The 23,101-nt window shown below is 65.5% G+C and carries 19 protein-coding genes; 2 read left to right on the top strand and 17 right to left on the bottom strand.

The window, feature by feature from the left end; all coding sequences use genetic code 11:
* Positions 1 to 78 precede the first annotated feature (78 nt).
* The 8 genes from lpdA to ugpB form a co-directional block, all read right to left on the bottom strand.
* On the bottom strand, positions 79 to 1,503 hold the full coding sequence (gene lpdA, locus E5S69_RS23060) for a dihydrolipoyl dehydrogenase (RefSeq protein ID WP_171516917.1): 1,425 nt from the start codon (positions 1,501 to 1,503) through the stop codon (positions 79 to 81).
* A 103-nt stretch (positions 1,504 to 1,606) separates the two neighbouring features.
* Positions 1,607 to 2,854 carry a 2-oxoglutarate dehydrogenase complex dihydrolipoyllysine-residue succinyltransferase gene (gene odhB, locus E5S69_RS23065; RefSeq protein WP_171516918.1) on the bottom strand — a complete coding sequence of 416 codons (1,248 nt, stop codon included), beginning with the start codon at positions 2,852 to 2,854 and terminating at the stop codon, positions 1,607 to 1,609.
* 90 nt (positions 2,855 to 2,944) lie between these two features.
* A complete protein-coding gene (locus E5S69_RS23070) occupies positions 2,945 to 5,797 on the bottom strand; it encodes a 2-oxoglutarate dehydrogenase E1 component (protein ID WP_171516919.1) in 2,853 nt (950 codons plus the stop codon).
* A gap of 329 nt (positions 5,798 to 6,126) precedes the next feature.
* On the bottom strand, positions 6,127 to 6,873 hold the full coding sequence (ugpQ, locus tag E5S69_RS23075; RefSeq protein ID WP_171516920.1) for a glycerophosphodiester phosphodiesterase: 747 nt from the start codon (positions 6,871 to 6,873) through the stop codon (positions 6,127 to 6,129).
* 1 nt (position 6,874) lies between these two features.
* Positions 6,875 to 7,975 (bottom strand): sn-glycerol-3-phosphate import ATP-binding protein UgpC, encoded by a 1,101-nt coding sequence (locus E5S69_RS23080; protein WP_171516921.1) that lies wholly within the window; start codon positions 7,973 to 7,975, stop codon positions 6,875 to 6,877.
* 37 nt (positions 7,976 to 8,012) lie between these two features.
* Complete coding sequence (ugpE, locus tag E5S69_RS23085; protein WP_171516922.1) at positions 8,013 to 8,861, bottom strand: sn-glycerol-3-phosphate ABC transporter permease UgpE; 849 nt, start codon at positions 8,859 to 8,861, stop codon at positions 8,013 to 8,015.
* Between the two features lie 11 nt (positions 8,862 to 8,872).
* Positions 8,873 to 9,754 carry a sn-glycerol-3-phosphate ABC transporter permease UgpA gene (gene ugpA / locus E5S69_RS23090; protein WP_171516923.1) on the bottom strand — a complete coding sequence of 294 codons (882 nt, stop codon included), beginning with the start codon at positions 9,752 to 9,754 and terminating at the stop codon, positions 8,873 to 8,875.
* Positions 9,755 to 9,903: 149 nt separating this feature from the next.
* A complete protein-coding gene (gene ugpB / locus E5S69_RS23095; protein WP_171516924.1) occupies positions 9,904 to 11,220 on the bottom strand; it encodes a sn-glycerol-3-phosphate ABC transporter substrate-binding protein UgpB in 1,317 nt (438 codons plus the stop codon).
* A 194-nt stretch (positions 11,221 to 11,414) separates the two neighbouring features.
* Here ugpB and E5S69_RS23100 point away from each other — a divergent pair, with 194 nt between their 5' ends.
* On the top strand, positions 11,415 to 12,206 hold the full coding sequence (locus tag E5S69_RS23100; RefSeq protein WP_171516925.1) for an HAD-IIB family hydrolase: 792 nt from the start codon (positions 11,415 to 11,417) through the stop codon (positions 12,204 to 12,206).
* Positions 12,207 to 12,287: 81 nt separating this feature from the next.
* Here the strand turns inward: E5S69_RS23100 and ntrC are convergent, their stop codons facing one another.
* The 4 genes from ntrC to E5S69_RS23120 form a co-directional block, all read right to left on the bottom strand.
* Positions 12,288 to 13,841: a nitrogen regulation protein NR(I) gene (ntrC, locus tag E5S69_RS23105; RefSeq protein ID WP_171516926.1), complete on the bottom strand. Its 1,554-nt coding sequence runs from the start codon at positions 13,839 to 13,841 to the stop codon at positions 12,288 to 12,290.
* Positions 13,842 to 13,926: 85 nt separating this feature from the next.
* Positions 13,927 to 15,102, bottom strand: a complete 1,176-nt coding sequence (gene glnL, locus E5S69_RS23110) for a nitrogen regulation protein NR(II) (protein ID WP_171516927.1) — start codon at positions 15,100 to 15,102, stop codon at positions 13,927 to 13,929.
* Positions 15,103 to 15,106: 4 nt separating this feature from the next.
* The gene (locus tag E5S69_RS23115; RefSeq protein WP_171516928.1) at positions 15,107 to 15,679 is read right to left on the bottom strand and encodes a DUF4124 domain-containing protein; all 573 of its coding nucleotides are present in this window, start codon (positions 15,677 to 15,679) and stop codon (positions 15,107 to 15,109) included.
* A gap of 151 nt (positions 15,680 to 15,830) precedes the next feature.
* Positions 15,831 to 17,246, bottom strand: coding sequence for a 3-hydroxylaminophenol mutase (locus E5S69_RS23120; protein WP_115709963.1), 1,416 nt, complete (start codon positions 17,244 to 17,246; stop codon positions 15,831 to 15,833).
* 482 nt (positions 17,247 to 17,728) lie between these two features.
* Between E5S69_RS23120 and E5S69_RS23125 the strand changes: the two genes are divergently transcribed.
* Positions 17,729 to 18,193 carry a rhodanese-like domain-containing protein gene (locus E5S69_RS23125; RefSeq protein ID WP_171516929.1) on the top strand — a complete coding sequence of 155 codons (465 nt, stop codon included), beginning with the start codon at positions 17,729 to 17,731 and terminating at the stop codon, positions 18,191 to 18,193.
* Positions 18,194 to 18,260: 67 nt separating this feature from the next.
* On the opposite strand, the gene E5S69_RS23130 is transcribed toward E5S69_RS23125, so the two are convergent.
* From E5S69_RS23130 to E5S69_RS23150, 5 genes are all read right to left on the bottom strand, one after another.
* Entirely contained in the window at positions 18,261 to 19,079 is an 819-nt protein-coding gene (locus E5S69_RS23130) for a competence/damage-inducible protein A (RefSeq protein ID WP_171516930.1), read from the bottom strand.
* Between the two features lie 12 nt (positions 19,080 to 19,091).
* Complete coding sequence (locus E5S69_RS23135) at positions 19,092 to 19,979, bottom strand: EI24 domain-containing protein (protein ID WP_171516931.1); 888 nt, start codon at positions 19,977 to 19,979, stop codon at positions 19,092 to 19,094.
* Positions 19,980 to 20,129: 150 nt separating this feature from the next.
* Positions 20,130 to 21,104, bottom strand: a complete 975-nt coding sequence (locus E5S69_RS23140; RefSeq protein WP_171516932.1) for a sterol desaturase family protein — start codon at positions 21,102 to 21,104, stop codon at positions 20,130 to 20,132.
* Complete coding sequence (locus E5S69_RS23145; RefSeq protein ID WP_171516933.1) at positions 21,104 to 21,958, bottom strand: polysaccharide deacetylase family protein; 855 nt, start codon at positions 21,956 to 21,958, stop codon at positions 21,104 to 21,106. The genes E5S69_RS23140 and E5S69_RS23145 overlap by 1 nt, the downstream gene beginning before the upstream one ends.
* Before the next feature lie 27 nt (positions 21,959 to 21,985).
* A complete protein-coding gene (locus E5S69_RS23150; protein WP_171516934.1) occupies positions 21,986 to 22,972 on the bottom strand; it encodes a beta-propeller fold lactonase family protein in 987 nt (328 codons plus the stop codon).
* Between the last annotated feature and the right edge of the window lie 129 nt (positions 22,973 to 23,101).

Consider the following 23,101-nt stretch of genomic DNA (forward strand, 5'->3'; position numbering starts at 1 on the left):
CACGCGGCATGGGCCGCAAGTGAAAACGGCGCGCCGCAGTGCGGCGCGCCGGTACTCAGGCAACGAAAGACACGCGCCTTACATGTTGAGTTGACGCTTGTCGACGGCCAGCGCGGCTTCGCGCATGACTTCCGACATCGACGGGTGCGGATGGCAGACGCGGCCGATATCTTCGCTGGCGGCCTTGAACTCCATCGCCACCACGGCTTCGGCGATCAGGTCCGAAGCGTTGGCGGCAACGATGTGCACGCCCAGGATCTCGTCGGTCTTGGCGTCGGCCAGCATCTTGACGAAGCCGTCGGCATGGCCCATGCCCAGCGCACGGCCGTTGGCCATGAACGGGAACTGGCCGGCCTTGTACTCGCGGCCTTCGGCCTTGAGCTGGGCTTCGGATTTGCCTACCCACGCGATTTCCGGGAAGGTGTAGATCACCCACGGAATGCAGTTGTAGTCGATATGCGGCTTCTGGCCGGCGATGCGCTCAGCCACGGCCACGCCTTCGTCCTCGGCCTTGTGTGCCAGCATCGGACCGCGCACCACGTCGCCGATGGCCCACAGGCCCGGCACCTTGGTGGCGCAATGGTCGTCCACCTCGATGAAGCCGCGCTGGTCGGCGGCCAGGCCGACTGCGTCCAGGCCCAGGTTGTCGGTATTCGGCACGCGGCCGACCGAAACGATCAGGCGGTCGACTTCCAGCGTCTGCGCCTTGCCATCCTTGTCGGTGTACTTGACGGTCACGCCGTTCTTGGCGGTGGTCACTTCGTCCACCTTCACGCCGAGGCTGAACTTCAGGCCCTGCTTGGTCAGCTGCTTCTGCGCTTCCTTGGCCACGCCTTCGTCGCAGGCGCCCAGGAACGCCGGCAGCGCTTCCAGCACGGTCACGTCGGCACCCAGACGGCGCCACACCGAGCCCAGCTCGAGGCCGATCACGCCAGCGCCGATCACGCCCAGCTTCTTCGGTACCGTGGGGAACTTGAGCGCGCCTTCGTTATCGCTGATCAGGTCGTTGTCGACCTTGATGCCGGGCAGGTGGCGAGCCTTCGAACCGGTGGCGATGATGACCTGCTTGGCGGTCACCACTTCACCGGCGATCTCGACCTGGAAGCCTTCGGCGGTCTTGCCGACGAACTTGCCGTAGCCCTTGAGCAGCGTCACCTTGTTCTTGCGGAACAGGAACTCGATGCCCTTGGTCATCTTGCCGACGATATCGTCCTTGCGCTTGAGCATCTTGGCCACGTCGACCTTGACGTCGCCCACGGTGATGCCGTGGTCGCCCAGGTGGTGCTGGACGTTCTCGAATTCTTCCGAGGAAGCCAGCAGCGCCTTGGACGGGATGCAGCCCACGTTCAGGCAGGTGCCGCCCAGGCGGGCTTCGCCCTTGGGATCGTCATACGCATTGCCTTCGCAGCAGGCCACGTTCAGGCCCAGCTGGCCGGCACGGATCGCGGCGATATAGCCGCCGGGGCCGGCGCCGATCACCAGCACGTCGAATTGTTTGCTCATGGGAATTCCTTGTTGGGCGCCGGCGGCAGCTCGTGCCGGCGCGCCGTGATCACGGGGAGTGCGCTCCCCGCGCACAGCAGCGCGTGCGCGGGGGGACCGCTTATTACAGGTCCAGCAGCAGGCGCGCCGGATCTTCCAGGGCGTCCTTCATCGCGACCAGGCCCAGCACGGCTTCGCGGCCGTCGATGATGCGGTGGTCGTAGGACATCGCCAGGTAATTCATCGGGCGGATCACGATCTGGCCGTCTTCCACCACCGGGCGGTCCTTGGTAGCGTGCACGCCCAGGATGGCCGATTGCGGCGGGTTGATGATCGGCGTCGACAGCATCGAGCCGAACACGCCGCCGTTGGAGATCGAGAACGTACCGCCGGTCAGTTCTTCCAGCGACAGCTTGCCGTCACGGGCCTTGACGCCGAACTCGGCAATCTTCTTCTCGATGTCGGCCAGGCTCATCTGGTCGGCGTTGCGCAGGATCGGCACCACCAGGCCGCGCGGCGAACCCACCGCGATGCCGATGTCGAAGTAGCCGTGGTAGACGATGTCGTTGCCGTCGATCGAGGCGTTGATCAGCGGGAACTTCTTCAGCGCGTGCACCGCGGCCTTGACGAAGAACGACATGAAGCCCAGCTTCACGCCGTGTTCCTTCTCGAAGCGGTCCTTGTACTTGTTGCGCAGGTCCATCACCGGCTTCATATTGACTTCATTGAAGGTAGTGAGGATGGCGTTGGTCGATTGCGATTGCAGCAGGCGCTCGGCGATACGGGCACGCAGGCGGCTCATCGGCACGCGCTCTTCCGGACGATCGCCCAGGGCGGCGAAATCGACCGGGGCCGAAACCTGCTGCAGCGCGGGCTTGGCTGCCGGGGCCGCAGCCTTGGCGGCGGGAGCCGGCGCGGCGGCTGCACCCAGCACGTCGCCCTTGGTGATGCGGCCGTCCTTGCCGGTGCCGGCAACCTGGCCAGCCGACAGGCCGGCTTCGGCCATCAGCTTGGCAGCCGACGGCATCGCCACGGCGCCGTTGGCAGCCGGAGCGGCAGCAGCGGCCGGGGCCGGCGCGGCGGCAGCGGGAGCCGGGGCAGCGGCGGCCGGGGCGGCGGCGCCAGCGGTGGCTTCGGTGTCGATCTTGGCGATGATTTCATCGGCCACGACGGTGTCGCCGTCGTTCTTGACGATCTGCGACAGCACACCAGCCGACGGCGCCGGCACTTCCAGCACGACCTTGTCGGTTTCGATTTCGATCAGGATCTCGTCCTGGGCAACGGCTTCGCCCGGTTTCTTTTTCCAGTTGAGCATGGTCGCTTCGGCGACCGATTCGGAGAGTTGCGGAACCTTGACGTCAACGATAGCCATGGTGGTGAATTCCTCGTGTTATGCGTGTTGTCTTTGATGCTGGCGATGCCACGGCGCTCGCCTGCGCGCGCCGCCGTGGCTGCCGACTGATTACTTGGTCAGAACAAAGCCCTTGAGCTTGGCGAAGGCCGCGTCCAGCAGCGCCTTCTGTTGCTCGTTGTGCTTTGCGTAGTAGCCCACCGCCGGCGAAGCCGAAGCGGGACGACCGGCATAACCGAGCTTCTGTCCATCCGTCATGTTTTCCATGATGTAGTGCTGCACGAAGAACCAGGCGCCCTGGTTCTGCGGCTCGTCCTGGCACCACAGGATTTCGTTGGCGTTCGGGTACTTCTTCAGTTCCGCAGCCAGCGCCTTGTGCGGGAACGGGTACAGCTGTTCCAGGCGGATGATGGCGGTGTCGTTGGCCTCGCGTTCCTTGCGCGTGTTGACCAGGTCGTAGTAGACCTTGCCCGAGCACATGATGACGCGCTTGACCTTGCTGGCGTTGAGTTCTTCGTGGTCGGGGATGACCGTCTCGAAGTGCCCCTTGGCCAGGTCCGACAGCGGCGACACGGCATCCTTGTTACGCAGCAGCGACTTCGGCGTCATGATCACCAGCGGCTTGCGGAACAGGCGGATCATCTGGCGGCGCAGCAGGTGGAAGATCTGGGCCGGCGTGGTCGGCTGGCAGACCTGCATGTTGTGATCCGCGCAGAGTTGCAGGAAGCGCTCGATACGGGCCGAGCTGTGCTCCGGGCCCTGGCCTTCGTAGCCGTGCGGCAGCATCAGGGTCAGGCCCGAGGCACGGCCCCACTTCACTTCACCCGACGAGATGAACTGGTCGATCACCACCTGGGCGCCGTTGACGAAGTCGCCGAACTGGGCTTCCCAGATCACCAGCGCGTTCGGTTCGGCGGCCGAGTAGCCGTATTCGAAGCCGAGCACGGCCTCTTCGGACAGCACCGAGTCGATCACCGTGAACGGTGCCTGGTTTTCCGACACGTTCTGCAGCGGCACGTAGCTGCCGGCATCCCAGCGCTCGCGTGCCTGGTCATGCAGCACGGCGTGGCGGTGGGTGAAGGTGCCACGGCCGGCGTCCTGGCCGGTGATGCGCACCGGATAGCCCGACGACACCAGCGAGGCGAAGGCCAGGTGCTCACCCATGCCCCAGTCCAGCGGCTGGTCGCCACGGCCCATGTTGGCGCGGTCCTTGATGACCTTCTCCACCAGCGGGTGCAGCTTGAGCGTCTCGGGCGTGGTGGTGATGCGTTCAGCCAGGCGCTTGAGCTCGGTCACCGGCACGGCGGTGTCGGCGGCGTCGGTCCACTTGCGGTTCAGGAACGGCATCCAGTCCACGGCGAACTTGTTCTTGAAGTTCGACAGCACCGGGTCGGCGGTGTGCTTGCCGGCGTCCATCGCGGCGCGGTATTCCTTGACTTTCTCGTCGCCGAATTCGGGCGGGACCAGCTTCTGCGCGGCCAGCTTGTCGGCGTACAGCTTGCGCGTGCCGGGGTGCTGGGCGATCTTCTTGTACATCAGCGGCTGCGTGACCGCCGGGGTGTCCTGCTCGTTGTGGCCCAGCTTGCGGAAGCAGATGATGTCGACCACGACATCCTTCTTGAACTCCATGCGGAAGTCCACCGCCAGCTGCATGGCGTACACCACGGCTTCGGGATCGTCGCCGTTCACGTGCAGCACCGGGGCCTCGATCATCTTGACCACGTCCGTGCAGTACAGCGTCGAACGGGCGTCGCGCGGGTCCGAGGTGGTGAAGCCGATCTGGTTGTTGATGACGATGTGCATCGAGCCGCCCGTGCCGTAGCCGCGGGTCTGCGCGAGGTTCAGCGTCTCCATCACCACGCCCTGGCCGGCAAAGGCGGCGTCGCCGTGCACCTGCACCGGCAGCACTTCCTTGTGGCCGACTTCGCCGCGGCGTTCCTGGCGGGCCTTGGCCGAGCCTTCCACCACCGGGTTGACGATTTCCAGGTGCGACGGGTTGAACGCCAGCGACAGGTGGACCGGGCCGCCTTCGGTCGAGACATCGCTCGAGAAGCCCTTGTGGTACTTGACGTCACCGGCCGGCAGGTCGTCGACGTGCTTGCCTTCGAATTCGGCGAACAGGTCGGCGGGCATCTTGCCCAGCGTGTTGACCAGCACGTTCAGGCGGCCGCGGTGGGCCATGCCGATCACGATTTCCTGCACGCCCTTGCTGCCGGCGTGCTGGATCAGTTCATCCATGGCGGCGATGAAGCTCTCGCCGCCTTCCAGCGAGAAGCGCTTCTGGCCGACATACTTGGTATGCAGGAAGCGCTCCAGGCCTTCCGCCGCGGTCAGGCGGTCAAGGATGTGCTTCTTCTTTTCCAGCGTGAACACCGGCTTGGAACGCGTGGTTTCCAGGCGCTCCTGCCACCAGCGCTTCTGCGCCTGGTCGCTCACGTACATGAATTCGAAGCCGATGGTGCCGCAATAGGTTTCGCGCAGGTTGTTGAGCAGCTCGCGCAGGCTCATCGACTCCTTGCCGAAATAGGTATTGCTGGCGTTGAAGACGATATCGAGATCGGCTTCGGAAAAACCGTAGAAGGCCGGGTCCAGATCCGGCAGGGGCGGACGCTCCTGGCGCTTGAGCGGGTCCAGGTCAGCCCAGTGCGAACCGATGTTGCGGTAGGCGGCGATCAGCTGGGTGGCAGCGACGCGCTTGCGGCCCATGTCGGAATCGGCCGAGGCAACGATGGTACGGATGGGGCCTTGCTTGGCGCGCTCGGCGAACGAGGCAACGATGGGAGCGTGGGGGATATCCCGGCCGTTCGAGCCGTCGACGGCGGGAACGTTCTGCATGGCGTCGAAGTACGCACGCCAATTATCGGGAACCGAGGCGGGGTTCTGGAGGTAGGCTTCGTACAGTTCTTCGACATAGGGGGCGTTACCGCCGAAGAGGTACGAATTGCTCTGATACTGCTGCATCATGGGACGCTCACTTTTCTCCGGGTCTGCCGGAGTTCAGCGGGTTATTCAACCTTCCGCGACACGGCTTGACCGGTTAGCGGATCGCAAACAACTCTTGGGAGCCCAACGAAGGCACCTACGCAAACGGCACCGCCAGGGTGCCGCGTGTGATGGCCGCCTCACAAGGCCCGAAAGGGCAAGTTGTGCGGGGAAGGACCTTAAGTCTTCACGGCGGTAAGGATAGCACGGATTGCCTTGGATCAATGTGGACTTTTCGGAATGCGAAACACATCGAATCGACAATTCGATCGGCATTCAGCGAATTCGCAACATTCGCACAACAATCTCGATCAGGGTGCAATCTGGTCGACGGCGTCGGTGATCAGCCCGTCCAGGCCCCAGGCCAGCAACTGCGCTGCCCGCGCCGGGTCGTTGACGGTGTAGGCCAGCACGCGCAAGCCGGCCGCATGCGCAGCGGCGATGACGCTGGCATCGAGTTCGCGATGGTTTGCATCCAGCGCGACGCAGCCCAGTTGGCGCAGCCGTTCCAGCCAGTTCGCAGGCAGCTTGTCGAGCAGCAGCGCGCGCGGCAGATCGGGCGCGACGCGCGCCGCGGCGGCGAGCGCTTCCTCTGAAAACGACGACAGCAGCGGCGGCACCTCGGCGCCGGCCCACAACGACTGCGCATCGATGGCCACTGCGGCCCCGGTGCGCGCCTCCGTACCGGGCACGGGCTTGATCTCGATATTGACCAGGAAGCCGTTAGCCCGGGTGTAGCGCGCGATCGCCGCCAGCGTCGGCACGGGCTCGCCAGCAAAGGCCGGGCCGCACCAGCTGCCGGCATCGAGCAGCGCCAGTTCGCCCAGCGTCAGTGCATCCACCCTGCCCTGGCCGCTGGTGGTGCGGTCCAGCGTGGCGTCGTGCATCAGCACCGGCTTGCCGTCGGCCGACAGCTTCACATCGAACTCGAACATGCGGTAGCCAAAGCCGGCGCCGTGGCGGAACGCGGCCAGTGTGTTCTCCGGCGCCAGCTTGCCGGCGCCGCGGTGCGCGATGTGGCTGGGATAGCGCCACGCGCTTTCGGTTGCGGTGGTCATGTCAGGCCTCGATGCGCTTGCCGGTATCCGGCGCGAAGAAATGCAGGTGCTCGGCCGACGAGGTCACCGGCAGGCGGTCGCCGGCGTGCACGCGCGCATGGCTGTCCAGCCGCACCACCACGGCCTGTCCGCCGAGCGAACCGTAGGCGAAGGAGTCCGCGCCCAGTGCCTCGACCACGCGCACATCGACTTCGGCGATCGCCTCATGCGCGGCGCACGGCTCGATATGTTCCGGCCGCAGCCCCAGCAGCGCCTGTTCCGGCAGGTGCAGCCCCATCGGCAGGTGCCCCAGGGTAGCGTTGGCGGCTTCGCCTTCCTTCGCCACCACGCGCATCTGCGCGCCGCTGTCGCCGCCGGCGTTGCGCGCCACCGGGATCAGGTTCATCGGCGGCGAGCCGATAAAGCCCGCCACAAAGGTGCTGGCCGGCCGCGCGTAAACTTCCAGCGGCGTACCGATCTGCTCCACCCGCCCGGCATTGAGCACCATCATGCGGTCAGCCAGCGTCATCGCCTCGACCTGGTCGTGGGTCACGTACAGGCTGGTGGTGCCCAGGCGCCGGTGCAGCTCCTTCAGTTCCAGCCGCATCTGCACGCGCAGCTTGGCGTCGAGGTTGGACAGCGGCTCGTCGAACAGGAATACCGCCGGCTCGCGCACGATGGCGCGCCCCATGGCCACGCGCTGGCGCTGCCCGCCCGAGAGCTGGCGCGGCTTGCGGTCAAGCAGCGGCGCCAGCTCAAGGATGCCGGCGGCGTGGTTCACGCGCTGTGCGATCTCGGCCTTGGCCATGCCGCGGATTTTCAGGCCGTAGGCCATGTTGTCGTACACGCTCATGTGCGGGTAGAGCGCGTAGTTCTGGAACACCATGGCGATGTCGCGCTCGGCCGGCTCCAGCTGGTTGACCACCTTGTCGCCGATATGGATCTCGCCGCCGGTGATGGTTTCCAGCCCCGCGACCATGCGCAGCAGCGTGGACTTGCCGCAGCCCGAGGGCCCGACGATGACGATGAACTCGCCGTCGGCGATCTCCATGTCGATGCCATGCACGACCTGGGTGCCGCCGGCGTAGGTTTTCTGAACGTTGCGTAGTGACAGTTTTGCCATTGCTTTTGTCCCGCGCGCGCGCGTGGCGCGCCACGCCTTATTTTTCCGTTTCGACCAGGCCCTTGACGAACCACTTCTGCATCAGCACCACCACCACCGCGGGCGGGATCATCGCCAGCATCACCGTGGCCATCACCAGGTTCCAGTCGGTGGCGGCATCGCCCGAGCGCGAGATCATTTGCGTGACCCCCACCACCACCGGCGTCATCGACTTCTGCGTGGTGATCAGCAATGGCCACAGGTACTGGTTCCAACCGTAGATGAACTGGATCACGAACAGTGCCGCGATGCTGGTGCGCGACAGCGGCAGCACCACGTCCCAGAAGAAGCGCAGCGGCCCGGCGCCGTCGATGCGCGCGGCTTCGGCCAGCTCGTCGGGAATCGTCAGGAAGAACTGGCGGAACAGGAAGGTGGCGGTGGCCGACGCGATGATGGGGATGGTCAGGCCGAAATAGCTGTCCAGCAGGCCCAGGTCCGACACCACCTTGTAGGTGGGCAGGATCCGCACCTCTACCGGCAGCATCAGCGTGATGAAGATCAGCCAGAAGAAGGTCTTGCGCAGCGGAAACTTGAAATAGACGATGGCAAAGGCCGAGATGATCGAGATCGCGATCTTGCCCAGCGCAATGCCGAGCGCCATGATCAGGCTGTTCTTCATCATGGTCGACACCGGCGACGCGGCCTCGCCCACGCCCTGGAACAGCACCGTGCGATAGTTCTCGATCAGGTGGCTGCCGGGGATCAGCGTCATCGGCGCATCGAGCACCTCTTCGGCGGTCAGCGTCGACGCGACAAAGGTCAGGTACACCGGGAACACCACGATCACGATGCCCAGGATCAGCACCGCGTGGCTCAGGAAATCCAGAAAGGGACGACGTTCTACCATGGTTGCCTCTGTCAGTACTGGACCTTGCGTTCCACATAACGGAACTGCACCACGGTCAGCGCGATCACAATCACCATCAGCACCACCGACTGCGCGGCCGAGCCGCCGATGTCCATGCCGCGGAAGCCGTCATGGAAGACCTTGTAGACCAGCGTGTTGGTCGAATTGAAGGGCCCGCCGTGCGTGACCGCGTCGATGATGGCAAAGGTGTCGAAGAACGCGTAGACCACGTTGATCACCATCAGGAAGAAAGTGGTCGGCGACAGCAGCGGGAACACGATTGACCAGAAGCGGCGCCACGGCCCCGCGCCATCGATGGCAGCGGCCTCGATCAGCGAGCGCGGGATGCTCTGCAGCCCGGCCAGGAAAAACAGGAAGTTGTAGCTGATCTGCTTCCAGGCCGCGGCCAGCACCACCAGCAGCAGGGCCTGGTTGCCGTTGAGCAGGAAATTCCATTCGACGCCAAGCTTGCGCAGCGCAAACGACACCACGCCCAGGGTCGGGTTGAACATGAACATCCACAGCACGCCCGCCACCGCCGGCGCCACCGCATACGGCCAGATCAGCAGGGTCTTGTAGCCGACAGCGCCGCGGATGATGCGGTCGGCAAAATACGCCAGCAGCAGCGCGGTGCTCAGGCCCACCACCGTCACGCCCACGGCGAAGATCGCGGTAGTCTGGAACGACTCGACATAAAGCGGGTCGCTCCACAGCATGCGGAAGTTGTCCAGGCCAACGAAGTCCAGGTTGATGCCGAAGGCATCCTGCTGCAGCATCGACTGGTACAGCGCCTGCCCGGCGGGCAGGAAGAAGAAGATCAGCGTGATCGCGATCTGCGGCAGCACCAGCAGATACGGCAGCCACGGCGAACGGAAAACGACGCGTTTTTCCATGAACGGATTCCGGCGGATGCCGCGGATGGCGGCATCGGACTAGCTACGAAGTGGCGGGCGGCGCCGGTCGGCACCGGCCACAAAGCAAGCGGGCGGGGGTTTCGCCGCCGCCCGCTGGTCACGTCAGCCTGCTGGCAAGGCCTGGCGCCTTACTCGCGCGCAGTCTTCTGGAAGCGCTCCAGCAGGTCGTTGCCGCGGGCCACGGCCGAGTCCAGCGCGGCCTTGGGTTCCTTCTTGCCGGCCCAGACGGCTTCCAGTTCCTCGTCCACCACGGTGCGGATCTGCACCATGTTGCCCAGGCGCACGCCGCGCGACTTGTCGGTGGTCTTGACCACCATCTGCTGCACCGAGACGTCGGCGCCGGGGTTCTTGTCGTAGTAGCCCGACTTCTTCGTCATCTCGTAGGCGGCCATGGTCACCGGCAGGTAGCCGGTGGCCTGGTGCCAGTCGGACTGGATTTCTGGCCGCGACAGGAAATTGAAGAACTTGGCCACGCCCTTGTACTCGTCAGGCTTCTTGCCGCCCATCACCCACAGCGACGCGCCGCCAATGATGGTGTTCTGCGGGGCGCCCTGCACCTCGGGGTAGTACGGCAGCTGCGCCACCGCGAACGCAAACTTGGCGTTCTTGCGGATATTGGCCAGCGACGCCGACGAGCCGGTGAACATGGCGCACTCGCCGTTATAGAACTTGGCTTGCGATTCAGCCTTGCGCCCGCCATAGCTGAAGTAGCCCTTCTTCACCATGTCCTGCAGGTTGGTGATGTGCTTGACGTGCAGCGGGCTGTTGAAGACCAGGCGCGTGTCCGTGCCGCCGAAGCCGTTGTTCTTGGTGGCGAACAGCGTGTTGTGCCAGGCCGAGAAGCTTTCCAGGTGGACCCACCCCTGCCAGTCGGTGGTATAGGCGCAGTTGGTGCCCGAGGCCTTGAGCTTGGCCGAGTACTGCATCACCTCGGGCCAGGTCTTGGGCGGCTTTTCCGGATCCAGGCCCGCCTTCTTGAAGGCGTCCTTGTTGTAGTAGAACACCGTGGTCGAGCTGTTGAACGGGAACGACAGCATCTCGCCCTTGGACGAGGTGTAGTAGCCGGCCACCGCAGGGATATAGGCCTTCTGGTCGAACTTTTCGCCGGCGTCCTTCATCACCGTCGACACCGGCTTGATCGCGCCCTTGGCGCTCATCATGGTGGCGGTGCCGACCTCGAACACCTGCAGGATCGCCGGCGCGCCGCCGGCGCGGAAGGCGGCGATGCCCGCCGCCATGGTCTCGTCGTAATTGCCCTTGTTGACCGGCACTACCTTGTATTCGGACTGGCTGGCGTTGAACTTGTTGGCGATCTCGTTCACCTTGTCGTTCAGCGCGCCCTGCATGGCGTGCCACCACTGGATCTCAACGGCGGCATGCGCGCTGCCGGCCCCGGTCAGGGCGGCCAGCACGGCGATTTTGAGCACGGTACGGGATAAGGACATCTGTGGCTCTCCTTGGTCTGTCTATAGCAGTCAGTTGAAAATCCGACAGCATGTGATTCTTTTATGACAGCGGCATGTTACGCCTGTCGCACCTGCGCTAGCAAATCAGCAGATTTACCAGTATGGGCAGGTCCGGTCTTTTTGCAGTGCAATAAACGAATTTGCGCGCAGATCCACGGTTACAATGGCCCGCCATGCAATCCCTGAACAAGCTCTCTAATACGGCGCTGCGCGGCGTGCGCGGCGTGCTCACCGACATCGACGGCACCCTGACCACCGACGGGCGGCTGCCGGCCTCGACCTACCTGGCGCTCGACGGCCTGCGCCGGGCTGGCCTGCATGTGATTCCGGTCACCGGGCGCTGCATTGCCTGGGCCGAGATCCTGACGCGCCTGTGGCCGGTCGATGCCATCATCGGCGAAAACGGTGCGTTCTACTCGCACCTGCACCACGGCCGGCTCCAGACCCGTTTCCTTGACGATGCCGCAACGCGCGCGCGCAACCTGGAGCGCATCCACGCACTGGGCCAGCGCATCGTACGCGAGGTGCCCGGCTGCGCGCTGGCGTCCGACCAGGCCTGGCATGCCGCCGACCTGGCCATCGACCATGCCGAAGACGTCGCCCCGCTGCCCGAAGATGCGGTGGCGCGTATCGCGGCCCTGATGCGCGAGGCCGGCATGACTGCCACCGTCAGCTCGATCCACGTCAACGGCTGGTTCGGCCGGCACGACAAGCTGTCGATGAGCAAGCTGTGCGTGGCCGAACTGCTGGGCGAGGACCTGGATGCGCGGCGCGACCAATGGCTGTTTATCGGGGACTCGGCCAACGATGCCTCGATGTTTGCGCATTTCCCGCTGTCGGTGGGCGTGGCCAATGTGCGCGATATCCTGCCGCAGTTGCCGGTGCCGCCCGCCTACATCACCACGGCCGCCGGCGGCGAAGGCTTTGCCGAAATGGCGCAGCGGCTGGTCGAGGCACGCGGCTGAATCCGCATCGCAAAAGAAAAACCGGCCGGGGATGTCCCGGCCGGTTTTTCTTTGCCTTGCGCACCCTGCCCCTGTGGCAGCTCAGTCGAAGCCCAACTCCTGCAGCTTGCGCGTGATGGTATTGCGCCCGATCCCGAGCCGGGTCGCGGCTTCGACGCGGCGGCCGCGCGTGACGCCCAGCGCGGCTTCCAGCACCGCCTTTTCAAACCGGCGCGTCAGCAGGTCCATCACTTCGGGCTGGCCGGATTCAAGCATGGCGCGCGCCTCGCTGGCGAGCAGGCTTTCCCATCCGGCAGACATCTGGGCCGGCACCGGCGCCACCGATGTGGCCGGAGCGGCCCGGACCACCGTGGCCGTGTCTGCCTCGGCCACCGGCACCGCAAACCCGCCATAGTCGGCCAGATCCTGGGTGCCTTCATACTCGGGCGCGCGCAGATCCGGCGCGCGCTCCGGCCGCGGTGGGTTGACTGGCGCGCTGGTGCCGGCTTCCAGCATCTCGCGCGGCAGGTCCTTGACCTCGATGGTCTGCGCCGGCGCCATCACGGTCAGCCAGTTGCACAGGTTTTCCAGCTGGCGCACGTTGCCCGGGAACGGCAGCGTGCTGACATAGGCCAGCGCCTCGTCCGACATGCGCTTGGGCTCGACGCCGAGTTCCTTGGCACTCTTCTGCAGGAAATGGCGCGCCAGCAGCGTGATGTCCTCCGGCCGCTCGCGCAGCGGCGGCAGCCGCAGCCGGATCACGTTCAGGCGGTGGAACAAGTCCTCGCGGAACAGCCCTTCCTTGACGCGCAGTTCCAGGTTCTGGTGCGTGGCGGCGATCACGCGCACATTGGCGCGCAACGGGTTGTGGCCACCGACGCGATAGAAGTTGCCGTCGGACAGCACGCGCAGCAGCCGCGTCTGCAGGTCGAACGGCATGTCGCCGATTTCGTCGAGAAACAGCGTGCCGCCCTCGGCCTGCTCGAAGCGCCCGCGCCGCATGGTCTGCGCGCCGGTAAAGGCGCCGCGCTCATGGCCGAACAGTTCGGACTCCAGCAGGTCCTTGGGAATCGCCGCAGTGTTGAGTGCGATAAACGGGCCGTTGGCGCGCGGGCTGTGCTTGTGCAGTGCGCGCGCGACCAGTTCCTTGCCGGTACCGGATTCGCCAGTGATCATCACCGTCACGTTGGATTGCGACAGCCGGCCAATGGCGCGGAACACGTCCTGCATCGCCGGCGCCTGGCCGAGAATCTCGGGCGCGTCGACCAGGCGGTCGTCCATTTCTTCCTCGCGCAGGCTTTCTTCCAGCGCGCGCCGGATCAGCTCGACCGCCTTGTCGACATCGAACGGCTTGGCCAGGTATTCGAAGGCGCCGCCCTGGAATGCCGCTACCGCGCTGTCCAGGTCGGAATACGCCGTCATCACGATGACCGGCAACCCCGGGTGCCGGGTCTTGATGGCCTGCAGCAGGTCCAGGCCGGAACCGCCGGGCATGCGGATATCCGATATCAGCACCTGCGGCTGGTCATCTTCCAGCGCGGCCAGGGCGTCCCGCACATTGGTGAAGCTGCGCGACAGCAGGCTCTCGCGGGCCAGGGCCTTTTCCAGGACCCAGCGGATTGATTGATCGTCGTCGACTATCCAGATCGGCTTCATGTGCGTCGCTTGTCTGCTCGGTGTCAGTGGGTCTTCCGCATGCCCTGGCCACGTCGGTGCACGCGCTTGCGGACGCCGGCAAAGGCTAGTGCAGCGGCAGCAGGATACGGAAGTCGGTACAGCCCGGCCTGCTCTCGCATTCGATCAAGCCCTCGTGCTGCTGCACGAAGGTTTGCGCGAGTGTGAGACCCAGTCCGCTGCCGCCATCCCTGCCCGATACCAGCGGATAGAAGATGCGTTCGCGGATGTCCTCGGGAATCCCCGGGCCGTTGTCGATCACATGCAAGTCCAATGCCAGCTTGAACAAGCGCTTCGCAATGGTGACCTGCCGTGCGATGCGCGTGCGCAGCACGATCTGCGCATCGCCGCGCGCGATGCGGTCGGCAAGCGCGTGCGCGGCGTTGTGGACGATGTTGAGCACGGCCTGGATCAGCTGCTCCTTGTCGCCCTGCAGTTCGGGCAGGCTGGCGTCGTAGTCGCGCACGATCTCCAGCCCGTTGGGAAACTCGGCCAGCACCACTGAACGCACGCGCTCGAGCACCTCGTGGATATTCAGGCTCGACACGATATGCGGATGCCGGTGCGGCTCGAGCAGCCGGTCCACCAGCGTCTGCAGCCGGTCCGATTCCTTGATGATGACTTGCGTGTATTCGCGCAGCGAGCGCTCGGGCAGCTCGAACTCCAGCAACTGCGCCGCCCCGCGGATGCCGCCCAGCGGATTCTTGATCTCGTGAGCCAGGTTGCGGATCAGCTCCTTGTTGGCCGAGGTCAGGTCCAGGATGCGTTCTTCGCGGTCGCTGCGCACCTTCTGTTCGTTGGGCAGGATCTCGACCATCACGGTGTCGCTGACGGCCTCGAGCGCGGCGATTACCACGTGCACATGGATAGGATCCTGCAGCGGCGGATGCAAAATCAGGTCCTGCCGGCGCACATCGAACTGCCGCGAGACCACCGTATCGAGCATGTTGTGCAGCTCATCGGATTTGCCGAACAGGTCGGGCAGCGTCAGCTCGACCATGCCCTTGCGCGACACGCCGAAAGTCGCCTCGGCGGCCGGATTGGCGTAGACCACGCGCAACCCCGGCTGGCGCACCAGCAGCACCGGGTTGGCGACCACGTCCAGGCCGGCATGGAACGCCGTGGCGCCGAGGCTCAGCACGCGCGCGCCCGGCTCGGGCAGTGCCGGTTCCGCGGGCGGCTCGATCCGCGCGCCCTCGGCACTGCCGGCCTTGCGTGACACTCCGCGAATCAGGCGACGCATAAGACTAGTCCTTCAGGTTGCCCAGCTCGCGCCGCAACGACGCCGCGTTGGCTTCGCTGCGGGCAATGTCGTCGCGCAGCGCCGCGGTGCGGTCGAGGTATTTCTGGTAGTTGCGCTCGTTGCCCTGGCGCTCCGGTTGGCCGTTGTTGTATTCAGCGCGCAGCCCCTGCAGCTTGGCCTCCTCGGCCTGCAGTTCCTGCGCCAGCACGGTGCGGCGCTCGCTGTCGCGGCTTCTCTGGGTGGCGCTGTCCACGCGCGGGAAACTGGTGCTGCCGGTGGTGGCAGCGCTGCTGCCGGCACTCCTGGCCGGTGCGGCAATGCGCCCGCCCGGCACCGTCACCACCTCGGGCAGGTTCAGCTTCTTGCAGCCCTTGCCGCCGTTGCCGTTGCGATACTCCGGCACGCCATTGGGCCCGGTGCAGACATAGACATCCGATGACTGCGCCAGGGACGGCCCGGCCCACGCGCCCAGCGTCAGCGCCGCGGCGCTCACCAGAACGGGGAATCGGTGTCGGCTTTGGTGCACGGAACGTGGCATGGCTTGGGTCCGGCGAGCCGTGCGGGAAGAGGCATCCATGGGCGGGGCGTCAGGTCAGAACAGGGTGGAATCGAGACACGATCGGATTCCCCATTCTAGCGAGCAAAGCAAAAAGGGACAGCCGAAGCCGCCCCCTTGTGGTGCAATTGTTGCCCGGTCACAACCTGCGTCATGGCCGGGCACGGGCCGCTTACAGCGAGTAGTACATCTCGAACTCGACCGGGTGCGTGGTCATGCGGAAACGCGTGACTTCTTCCATCTTCAGTTCGATGTAGGCATCGATCATCGAATTGGAGAACACGCCGCCACGGGTCAGGAACTCGCGGTCGTTGTCCAGATACTCGAGCGCCTGGTCCAGGCTCGAGCACACGGTCGGGATCTTGGCATCCTCTTCCGGCGGCAGGTCGTACAGGTTCTTGTCGGCGGCTTCGCCCGGGTGGATCTTGTTCATCACGCCATCCAGGCCGGCCATCAGCAGCGCCGAGAAGCCCAGGTACGGGTTCATCAGCGGATCCGGGAAGCGGGTCTCGATGCGGCGGCCCTTCGGGTTGGCCACATACGGGATACGGATCGAAGCCGAACGGTTGCGGGCCGAGTAAGCCAGCTTGACCGGAGCCTCGAAGCCCGGCACCAGGCGCTTGTACGAGTTCGTGCCCGGGTTGGTGATGGCGTTCAGCGCGCGGGCGTGCTTGATGATGCCGCCGATGTAGTACAGCGCGAATTCCGACAGGCCAGCGTAGCCGTTGCCAGCGAACAGGTTCTGGCCGTCCTTCCAGACCGACTGGTGCACGTGCATGCCCGAGCCGTTGTCGCCGACGATAGGCTTCGGCATGAAGGTGGCGGTCTTGCCGTAGGTGTGGGCCACGTTCTGGATCACGTACTTCTGCAGCTGGGTCCAGTCGGCGCGCTGCACCAGCGTGCTGAAGCGGGTGCCGATTTCGTTCTGGCCCTGGCCCGCCACTTCGTGGTGGTGGACTTCGACCGGAATGCCCAGCGATTCAAGGATCAGGCACATTTCCGAACGCATGTCCTGGAAGGTGTCGATCGGGGCGACCGGGAAGTAGCCGCCCTTCTTGCCCGGACGGTGGCCGCTGTTGCCGTGCTCGAATTCCTTGGCCGACGACCACGGGGCTTCTTCGGAATGGATCTTGACGAAGCAGCCTTGCATGTCGACGTTCCAGGTCACGCCGTCGAAGATGAAGAACTCGGGTTCCGGACCGAAGAAGGCGGTGTCGCCCAGGCCGGTGCTCTTCAGGTAGGCTTCGGCGCGCTTGGCGATGGAACGCGGATCGCGGTCATAGCCCTTGCCGTCCGACGGCTCGATCACGTCGCACGACAGCACCAGCGTCGGCTCTTCGTAGAACGGGTCGATGTGAGCCGTGTTCGAATCCGGCATCAGCAGCATGTCGGAAGCTTCGATACCCTTCCAGCCGGCGATCGACGAGCCGTCGAAAGCGTGGCCGCTCTCGAACTTGTCTTCATCGAAGTGCGACACGGGCACGGACACGTGTTGCTCCTTGCCTTTGGTATCGGTGAAGCGGAAATCGACGAACTTGACGTCGTTTTCCTTCACCAGCTTCATCACGTCTGCAACGCTGTGGGCCATGCCAATCTCCTGGGTATTCGGCAAATGTCTGTGAAAGCCAATTCTCGGGACTGTCGCCAGCGGCGCCGCTGCATGTTGCCGCGCCTGTCTGGCCTCGCCGCGAAAGGACGTCGGATGTTAGCAGAAAGCATGCCAACTGAACGCCCCACCACGACGCGGGCCCGAAAATTGTGCAACGTCGGCGAATCGCGCACCGTCCTGGTCGGCAGTAAAATCGCCTGACAGATTGCGGGCCGGATATGTGGCGCTCCCGCGACACGCCCCACTCGGGTAGCTTGCCTCAGGAAACACCATCATGGTGCAAACATCAAGTCAACGCACCGCATCAGTGCATTCGCACCAAAATCGGTCGTTATTCGCCCCTGGCGGCGCTCGCCGGGCGCTCCCGGCCTGCGCATCCACCGCCCCGCAACCGCGGCGCTATAGAATAACGGGTTGCGGCCCCCGTGCCACGAATTCCACCCATTCAATTTGTCACGCCGATGACCACCCGAGACGATCTCCTCCAGGCCGCCCGCCTGCGCCAGGAACAAAACCAGTTGCCGTATTTCGGCGCGCTGTCGCCGCAGGAAGCCTATGCCCTGCTGCAGAACGACCCTTCCGCCGTGCTGGTGGACGTGCGCACGCAGGCCGAACTGGACTGGGTTGGCGGCGTCGACGTGCCCGACGCGCAGTTCGCCCATGTCGAATGGATGTCCTATCCAGGCGGCGCGCAGAACGCGCGCTTTATCGAAGAGTTGCGGGCGCGCGTGCCGTCCGACGTGCCGGTGCTGTTCCTGTGCCGCAGCGCGGCGCGCTCCAAGCACGCGGCACGGGTGGCCACCGAAGCCGGCTACCACTTTGCCATGGACGTGCTCGAAGGCTTTGAAGGCAACCGCGACGATCACCACCATCGCAAGACTGTCGAGGGCTGGTGCGTGCGCGGCCTGCCGTGGCATGGCGCCTGATTGCGCACGGTCCTGAACGCAAAGGGGCGGCCAAGGCTGCCCCTTCTCTTTTGGCCTGCCGGAACGCCTAAGCCGCCTGGCGCGGCGGCTGCTCCACGGTCTCGAACCCCATCGCCTGCACCCCTTCGAGCAGCATCGCATAAGCGGGCGCCAGCAGCTCGGCCGGGCCTTTGACGCCCAGGTCGATATGGCGGCGCGCGAAGCGGTCGCCGCGCTGCACGTCGCCGACCGACGGCAGGCTGAATACGCGGATGCCCGGATGCGCCGCCTCGACCTTCTCCATCAGCGGGGTCAGCGTCGACTCGGGCGCCTCGAACACGTAGAAGGCCCGCTCCTGTTGCTGCACCTGGTGGAACAGGTGCGCATAGTCGTGGTCGAGCACCCACTCCATCATCGGCCACGCCATCACCGGGAAGCCCGGCATGAAATGATGGTGGCGGACCGAGAAACCGGGGATGCGGTTGTAGCTGTTCGGGATGATGCGCGCGCCCGCCGGGAATTCGCCCATCTTGAAGCGGTGCTGGTTCTCCGGCAGGGTCAGGTCACCCTTGACCGGGTCGCCGCCGGCGGTCTCGGCGATGCGCAGCGCGATCAGTTCGCGCGCCTCTGGGTGCAGCACCAGCGGCACGCCCAGCGCCGCGGCCGCGCACTGGCGCGTGTGGTCATCCGGCGTCGCGCCGATGCCGCCGGTGCAGAACACTACGTCAGGGCCGGCCAGCGTGCGCCGCAGCGTGGCGGTGATACGCGCGCGGTCATCGCCGACGTACTCGGCCCAGTCCAGCGCCAGGCCGCGCGCGCCCAGCAGTTCGATGGTGCGGCGCAGGTGCTTGTCTTCGCGCCGCCCGGACAGAATCTCGTCGCCAATGACGATCAGGCCGAAACCCATGGTGCCCTCGCTTCAGGAATTTTCGATGCGGCGCACGTCGTGCGGCGCCAGGTCGATGACGTCGCCGCCCGACGACGGAGCGGCCGGCGGCTGGGCCGGCACGGCGGCGCGTTCGGCCCGCAGCTGCGCCAGCGCGCGCAGGCAGAAATGGCCGAACCACAGCGCCGAGAAAATAAAGATCAGCACATACAGCCACAGCGTGCCAGCCAGCACGAACGGAAACAGGAAGATCACCGCCGCCGACGACACCCACAGCAGCGTCGGCGCCGAGCCCAGCAGCCCCACGGCCACGCCGATCACCAGCAGCGGCGTGCGGTGGCGCCGCACCAGGGTCTTGCGCTCTTCGGCGCTGGCGTGGTCGGCAAGCGCGTCATAGGTCATCACGCGGTAGGTCAGCCAGCCCCACAGCACCGGCGGAATCAGCGCAAAGAACGGCGGAATCAGCCACAGCGGCAGCGTCACCAGCACCAGCGCCAGGAACACCACGGTGCTGCCGAGCGAATGGAACACACTGCCCAGCACGCTGCCACCATGGGCCTTGGCCAGGTCCGGATAGCTGCGCTCCAGGTGGCGCACCACCGCCGGCACCGAGAACACGCCGATAAACATCAGCATCGAGGCAATCACCAGCGGAATTGCCAGCGCCGCCACGAACAGCGGCGCCACGATGGTACGCATCGATTGCAGCCCGAACCAGTCGAGCGCGCTGTAGATCCAGCTGGTCAGGATCGAGGTTTCCAGGAAGCCGCGGGTGGCGCCCATGATGGGATCCCAGCCCCACCAGAGCAGCCCGCCCCACAGCAGCGTGGCCAGGACGAAAGGCAGCACGGTCAGCATCAGCATGCGGGGATGCAGCTGGCTGACCAGCGCGCGGCCAAACGAGCGGAAGATATCGTTCATGCAGTCGAAGGGCAAAACAGGAAAGTCGCGGGGAGCCGGCGATGCCAGCGAGGTCACCGGCCGGCGGCAACCCGGAACACTAGCATACGCCACCCGCCAGCGCGGCGCGCCTGCGTCCGCCGGCGATGGAGGAAGGCCTCGGATTTCCGCTCAGCGCAGCCGCAGCAGCCGCTTGATGCCGTACCACTGCTGGGCCAGGAACCCCGTGCCGTAGTCTTGGCCCTTGCCCGCCGGCGGCGGCAGCTGGTCGCGAATGCCGGTCGGGTGGTAGGTCTCGCTGAAGACCGCGGTGCCGAACAGCATGTCCCACCAGGGGAAGATCACGCCGTAGTTGCAGCCGCCCAACTTTGCCGGCGCGCCCTCGGCTTCATGGCCGATACCCACCGCGTGGTGGGTGCGGTGGAAGCGCGGCGAGATCAGCAGCCGTTCGCCGATGGCGCCGAAGTGCAGCCGCAGGTTGGCATGCTGCAAGCTCTGCAGCAGCTGCGACAGCGCCACCAGCAGCACATACTGCGACGGCTCCACGCCCACGCCCAGCGCCACCAGCGCAAACACCAGGTCGCGCAGCATGTCGTCGAGCAGGTGGTTGCGGTTGTCGCTCCACAGCGTCATCTGGCGCTGGCTGTGGTGCACCGCATGCAGGTGCCACCACCAGCGGAACGAGTGCGACAGCCGGTGGTACCAGTAGTCGAGCAGGTCGAACAGCAGCAGATAGACAAAGAAGCTGACCAGCGGCACCGAGGTCACGCCCGGCCACCAGTCTTCCACGTTGACGCGATGCCAGCCCATCAGCCGAAGGCGCCCTTCCAGGGCGTCGGTCAGCGGTTCCAGCAGGAAGAACATCGCCAGGCGGAACAGCCCGAGGCGGTGGATCACCGTGTAGAGGATATCGGTACGGACAGCGGCCCGGTCGGCGACGGCTTCGACCGGGCGCCACTTCTCCAGCGGTCCCAGGATCAGTGCCATCACGGCGATCTGCACCAGTCCCACCAGCAGCCATTCGGTGCCGGTGAAGGCTTCCTCGGCATAGCGACCAAAGCCCAGGTCATAGACCACCGGCAGCACCATGTCCTGGAACAGCGTGCCTTCGATCTGCCCGATCCAGGCGCTCAGCGTCTCCCACATCAGCGTCCGCCCTCCTGTGGTCCGGTGGGCCGCGCGATCCAGTCGCGGTAGGCCGGGTGCTCGCGCAGCGTCGCAAAGCAGAAGCCCTTGCGCTCCAGGCCCGCGAGCAGCGGTTCGAGCACCGCCGGCGCCCACGGATCCTGGCGCGACCAGATGCCGAGGTGCGCCATGGCAATGTCGCCATCGCGCAGGCTGGCGAGCGCGCGTTGCAGCAGCACGGCATTGGGATAGCGCTCCGAAGACAGCTCATCGCCCAGGAAGCCTGCCGGCGCCCAGCCGACATGCCGGAAGCCGCACTGCTCGGCCCATTGCAGCGTCTGCGGCGCGGTGCGCCCGCCCGGGGCGCGCCACAGCGGCATCATGTCGGCACCGGTTAGGCCGCGCAAGGCCTCGGCGCTGCGCCGCAATTCCTTGCAGAAGCCGGCCTGGTCCATGGCCACGTCCCGGCCCGCCTGCGCGCCGAACTGCGGCCGCATGGTGACCTGCCCGGCGCGCACGCTGCGCAGGTAGACATGATCGAAGGTATGGGTGCCGAAGACGTGGCCGTCGGCCACCAGCGACTTCCAGTACGGGGCCCACGACGGGTCGAGCGAACTGTCTTTCCGCACCGTCGGCTCGTTGGCCAGGAAGAAGGTGGCGCGGATCTGGTGGCGTCGCAGGGTATCGGCGATCAGCTGTGCCTGGCTCATGCTGCCGGTGTCGAAGGTCAGGTAAAGCGTGCCGGCCTGGCATGCCTTGGCGCCCGGCCTGGCGGCGTCGGCTGCCTGCGGCGCACCCGGCACGATGCAGGCAAGCGCCAGCACGGCCAGCCAGCGGCCCAGCCGTACGTGCCGCGATGCCTTGATCTGGTCCATGGTCCCTGGCCCTGCCTGACTTCCGTTTTAGTACAGCGGTGCGCGCGTGCGGAAATAGATGCCATGCGGCGAGCGCCCGACCCGCACGGTCTTGACCAGCTTGCGGCTGGCCACATCGACCAGCCCGACCGAACGCGCCCAGCGGAAGGTAACCCACAGGGTCTTGCCGTCGGCAGTCAGTTCCATGTCATCCGGGCCCGGCGGCAAACCGGTGATGTCGCCGACCTTGCTCAGCGTCTGCTGGTCGATGATGCTGATGCTGCCGGTGACGCGGTTGCTGAGGAACAGGTGGCGCCGGTCGCCGACGGCGCGGAAGTTATGCGCGCCCTTGCCGGTCTGGATCTGCTTGACCACGGTGCGGGTGCGCCAGTCGATCACGGCCACGTAGTCGGCGCCGGTCATGCCGACCAGCAGGTATTTCTGGTCCGGCGTGACCCAGATCCCTGCCGGCGCCGAGCCGGTTTCCATGCGCCACATCACGTTCTGCGTGACCAGGTCGATGGCAGCAACTTCGTTGGAGTCCTGCAGCGTGACAAAGGCAATGCGGCTGTCGGCGGTAAATGCAATATGGCTGGGTGTCTTGGCCAGCGCAAACTGCTTGGCCAGCTTCAGGGCCTTGCCGTCCCAGCGGTACAGGTCGACGCGGTCGAGCCGGTTGCCGGTTGCGACAAACCACTTCTGGTCCGGCGAGAAGCCGATTTGATAAGGGTCGTCGACATTGGGCACGCGCTGCTGGACCTTGCCGGTAACCGGATCCAGGAACACGAGGTCGTTGCCGACCGCATTGGCAACGATCAGCGCTTTGTCGTCCGGCGTGGCGATCAGGTGGTGGGGCTCCTTGCCGATCGGGAAGGTTTCCAGCACCTTCTGCGTGTCCTTGTCGATCAGCGTGACGGTGGCATCACCCGAATTGAGGATCACCACCACTTCCGCCCAAGCCGGGGCCGCCATCAGGCCCAGCGCAAGCGCGCCCACCGTGATCCCACCAGCCACCAACCGCCGCAATGCGAACATAAGACCCGCTACAAGAAGAACTGAATCGGCGATTCTAACGTTTTGGCGGTGGATTCCGCTGACGTCTCCGCTGACGGCGGACAAGAATTTAGCAGATCGTTGCGCCGGTACGACCATTGCGCAACCATT

This window comes from Cupriavidus necator, assembly GCF_013141915.1.
GTDB lineage: Bacteria > Pseudomonadota > Gammaproteobacteria > Burkholderiales > Burkholderiaceae > Cupriavidus > Cupriavidus necator_B.

Bases quoted from the DNA above. Each gene is read 5' to 3' on its own strand.
- lpdA (WP_171516917.1), bottom strand. From the start codon at position 1,503: ATGAGCAAACAATTCGACGTGCTGGTGATCGGCGCCGGCCCCGGCGGC.
- E5S69_RS23115 (WP_171516928.1), bottom strand. From the start codon at position 15,679: ATGGATGCCTCTTCCCGCACGGCTCGCCGGACCCAAGCCATGCCACGT.
- E5S69_RS23145 (WP_171516933.1), bottom strand. From the start codon at position 21,958: ATGGACCAGATCAAGGCATCGCGGCACGTACGGCTGGGCCGCTGGCTG.
- E5S69_RS23120 (WP_115709963.1), bottom strand. From the start codon at position 17,246: ATGGCCCACAGCGTTGCAGACGTGATGAAGCTGGTGAAGGAAAACGAC.
- ugpA (WP_171516923.1), bottom strand. From the start codon at position 9,754: ATGGAAAAACGCGTCGTTTTCCGTTCGCCGTGGCTGCCGTATCTGCTG.
- E5S69_RS23080 (WP_171516921.1), bottom strand. From the start codon at position 7,975: ATGGCAAAACTGTCACTACGCAACGTTCAGAAAACCTACGCCGGCGGC.
- ntrC (WP_171516926.1), bottom strand. From the start codon at position 13,841: ATGAAGCCGATCTGGATAGTCGACGACGATCAATCAATCCGCTGGGTC.
- ugpB (WP_171516924.1), bottom strand. From the start codon at position 11,220: ATGTCCTTATCCCGTACCGTGCTCAAAATCGCCGTGCTGGCCGCCCTG.
- glnL (WP_171516927.1), bottom strand. From the start codon at position 15,102: ATGCGTCGCCTGATTCGCGGAGTGTCACGCAAGGCCGGCAGTGCCGAG.
- E5S69_RS23100 (WP_171516925.1), top strand. From the start codon at position 11,415: ATGCAATCCCTGAACAAGCTCTCTAATACGGCGCTGCGCGGCGTGCGC.
- ugpE (WP_171516922.1), bottom strand. From the start codon at position 8,861: ATGGTAGAACGTCGTCCCTTTCTGGATTTCCTGAGCCACGCGGTGCTG.
- E5S69_RS23135 (WP_171516931.1), bottom strand. From the start codon at position 19,979: ATGAACGATATCTTCCGCTCGTTTGGCCGCGCGCTGGTCAGCCAGCTG.
- ugpQ (WP_171516920.1), bottom strand. From the start codon at position 6,873: ATGACCACCGCAACCGAAAGCGCGTGGCGCTATCCCAGCCACATCGCG.
- E5S69_RS23130 (WP_171516930.1), bottom strand. From the start codon at position 19,079: ATGGGTTTCGGCCTGATCGTCATTGGCGACGAGATTCTGTCCGGGCGG.
- E5S69_RS23140 (WP_171516932.1), bottom strand. From the start codon at position 21,104: ATGTGGGAGACGCTGAGCGCCTGGATCGGGCAGATCGAAGGCACGCTG.
- E5S69_RS23125 (WP_171516929.1), top strand. From the start codon at position 17,729: ATGACCACCCGAGACGATCTCCTCCAGGCCGCCCGCCTGCGCCAGGAA.
- E5S69_RS23150 (WP_171516934.1), bottom strand. From the start codon at position 22,972: ATGTTCGCATTGCGGCGGTTGGTGGCTGGTGGGATCACGGTGGGCGCG.
- odhB (WP_171516918.1), bottom strand. From the start codon at position 2,854: ATGGCTATCGTTGACGTCAAGGTTCCGCAACTCTCCGAATCGGTCGCC.
- E5S69_RS23070 (WP_171516919.1), bottom strand. From the start codon at position 5,797: ATGATGCAGCAGTATCAGAGCAATTCGTACCTCTTCGGCGGTAACGCC.